The sequence below is a fragment of the Methanobacterium formicicum genome (genome assembly GCF_029848115.1).
GTDB lineage: Archaea > Methanobacteriota > Methanobacteria > Methanobacteriales > Methanobacteriaceae > Methanobacterium > Methanobacterium formicicum.
Map to the genome: position 1 here is coordinate 27501 of NZ_JARVXG010000032.1, position 2500 is coordinate 30000.

At 42.0% G+C, this 2500-nt stretch carries 3 protein-coding genes; all 3 read left to right on the top strand.

Annotation, left to right across the window (positions count from 1 at the left end; genetic code table 11):
• Positions 1–35 precede the first annotated feature (35 nt).
• The gene (gene rnz, locus QC759_RS02790; RefSeq protein ID WP_048072177.1) at positions 36–944 is read left to right on the top strand and encodes a ribonuclease Z; all 909 of its coding nucleotides are present in this window, start codon (positions 36–38) and stop codon (positions 942–944) included.
• A 147-nt stretch (positions 945–1091) separates the two neighbouring features.
• The gene (locus tag QC759_RS02795) at positions 1092–1856 is read left to right on the top strand and encodes a mechanosensitive ion channel family protein (RefSeq protein ID WP_048072178.1); all 765 of its coding nucleotides are present in this window, start codon (positions 1092–1094) and stop codon (positions 1854–1856) included.
• The gene (locus QC759_RS02800; protein WP_048072179.1) at positions 1843–2439 is read left to right on the top strand and encodes a class E sortase; all 597 of its coding nucleotides are present in this window, start codon (positions 1843–1845) and stop codon (positions 2437–2439) included. The genes QC759_RS02795 and QC759_RS02800 overlap by 14 nt, the downstream gene beginning before the upstream one ends.
• The last annotated feature ends 61 nt before the right edge of the window (positions 2440–2500 follow it).

The window sequence follows — 2500 nt, forward strand, 5'->3', positions numbered from 1 at the left end:
AATACCCCATCATATTAGTATTAGGTGACCCAATTATGGAGTTAATATTTTTAGGAACCTCATCTGCACTTCCCACCACTAAACGAAACCATCCCTCCATTGCCCTTAAAGCCTTTGGAGAGGTGATGCTCTTTGATTGTGGAGAGGGGACCCAGCGCCAGATGGCCAGAATCAAACTGAGCCCCATGAAGGTGGATCATATCTATCTAACCCACCTACACGGGGATCATTTCCTGGGACTGCCCGGCATGATACAATCCATGGCCTTCCGAGGCCGTAAAGAGCCACTACACATCTATGGGCCTGAAGGAACTATAAAAACTGTCCAGGCCATTAAAGACCTGGGTTACTATGCATTATCTTTTCCCATACATGCTTATGAAGTAAGAGAAGGTGTGATTCTTGAAACAGATAACTATGTAATTGAATGCTGTCCTACCCACCACTCTGTACTTAACCTGGCATATTCCGTGGAAGAAAAACGGTCTCCTAAATTCCTCCGGGAAAAAGCCATTGCACTGGGCTTGAAACCAGGCCCAGATTTTGGTAAACTTCAGAATGGAATTCCAGTAGAGTTAAATGGTGAATTAATACTGCCAGAACAGGTCCTTGGAGAAAAAAGAAGGGGGAGGAAGATTGTTTATTCCGGAGATACCATACCCTGCCAGGAACTGGTTAAATTCGCATCTAATGCTGATGTTCTCATACATGAATCCACTTACGAATCATCACAGGAAAAAAAAGCCCTTGAAAATGGCCACTCCACTACCACCCAGGCCGCAGAGATTGCCAAAAAAGCAAAGGTATTTGAATTAATTCTAACCCATATAAGCACCCGTTACAAGAACAGCGGTGATTTAAGAAAAGAAGCCAGCCAGGTGTTCCGTGAAGTGACTGTGGCTGAGGATTTCATGACTATCCCCGTGGAACGACATAACCGTTAGCTTGCTGCATTTATTAACCTTCACCCTATTGAAAAATTAAACCTTCATCTATTAAAAAAATCATTCATGAATTTAAGAAGGAAGGGCATCTAATGAAATTTAGGGATATCTAAGATTCCCGCAAAAAAAAGATTGAGGTAAACTTAAATGGTTGTTGATCCTGACCCCCTGTACATTAACCTTATAAAAATAGCCATAATTCTAGTAGTTTCCCTGATCATAACCAAGTGGTCTATTTATATCGTCAAGAAAATTGGTAGCCAGTTTAATTTTGAACTCACTCTTATCCAGGTCATAAATGAGATCATCAAATATTCAGTAATTGCTGTGGCCATAACCCTCTGTTTAAGGGAAGTTGGAGTGGATATAAACGCCATAATTGTCAGCCTGGGTATTGTAGGTATAGCTGTAGGTTTTGCTGCCCGGGACACCCTATCCAACTTCATTGCGGGCATGTTCATCCTGGCAGATCAGAGCTTTAAAGTGGGAGACATCATTGAAATGTCCGGAAAAAGGGGCAAAGTGATTAAACTGGGTTTAAGGGTTACCACCATTAAAACCGATGACAACAAAATCATCACCATTCCGAACTCCACCTTTTCCAGTTCAGTTTACGTAAATTACACCTCCCGTGAAACACGTAGGGTGGAACTAAACGTTAACATCCCCTATGAAATAGAACTGGAAGAAACTGTTAACTCAATGGTTAAGGTAGCATCAAATTGCCAGTGGGCTCTACCCCAGCCAAAACCAAACGTGCTTATAAAAGAAATGACAGATACAGGTATTAAAGCCACCATCAATGTCTGGGTCGAAGACCCCTGGAAGGTAGCCACCTACAAAAGCCAGTTAGCTCTGAAGGTCAAAGAGTTACTGGTAGTTAAGGATTGCCGGGAAAATGTCAAGGAATAATGTTTTGGCCATCATAATTATTTTAGCGTGTGCCACGCTGGCCGGTAGCATAGCTATGGCCGGTTACGTGCAGATGGAAAACGTAACCCAAGCTCAGAAAAGTGTTAAGGATTATCAGGAAAAAATGAGCAACCCCGTGGATGCTCTGGACCCTACTGATCTTAAAAAGACCTATATGAATGCCAAATTAATCATACCCAAACTCGGGGTGAACGCCAGCATTCGATCAGACACTGTAAATGCCTATAATGCTGTTTATCATTACCCTGAGAGTGTTATGCCGGGTAAACCCGGCGAATGTGGTATTTTAGGGCACCGAACAACTTATTCCGGATTATTCGCTAACATAGCTTCTCTTCAACCCGGAGATAAAGCCATTATCCAGGATTTTACCCAGCGCAAGAAATACGTCTACGAGGTAACTTCCAATGGTAATGATATACGCTGGGACTATAAAACCAATCCCATCCGTTTTTCTCAGGAAGGACAGGCCAGACTGTTAATTGTTACCTGTTACCCTCCCGGTAAAAAACAGGCGGCATGGATTACCCACTTTAAACTGGTATCCACCAGTAATTTGTAAAATAGATGCCTAATCAACACAAATAATATATTAATTACCTTCTAATTTTATTTTACTCCAG

Excerpts from the sequence above, each read along its gene's own strand:
- rnz (WP_048072177.1), top strand. The coding sequence starts at position 36 with ATGGAGTTAATATTTTTAGGAACCTCATCTGCACTTCCCACCACTAAA.
- QC759_RS02795 (WP_048072178.1), top strand. The coding sequence starts at position 1,092 with ATGGTTGTTGATCCTGACCCCCTGTACATTAACCTTATAAAAATAGCC.
- QC759_RS02800 (WP_048072179.1), top strand. The coding sequence starts at position 1,843 with ATGTCAAGGAATAATGTTTTGGCCATCATAATTATTTTAGCGTGTGCC.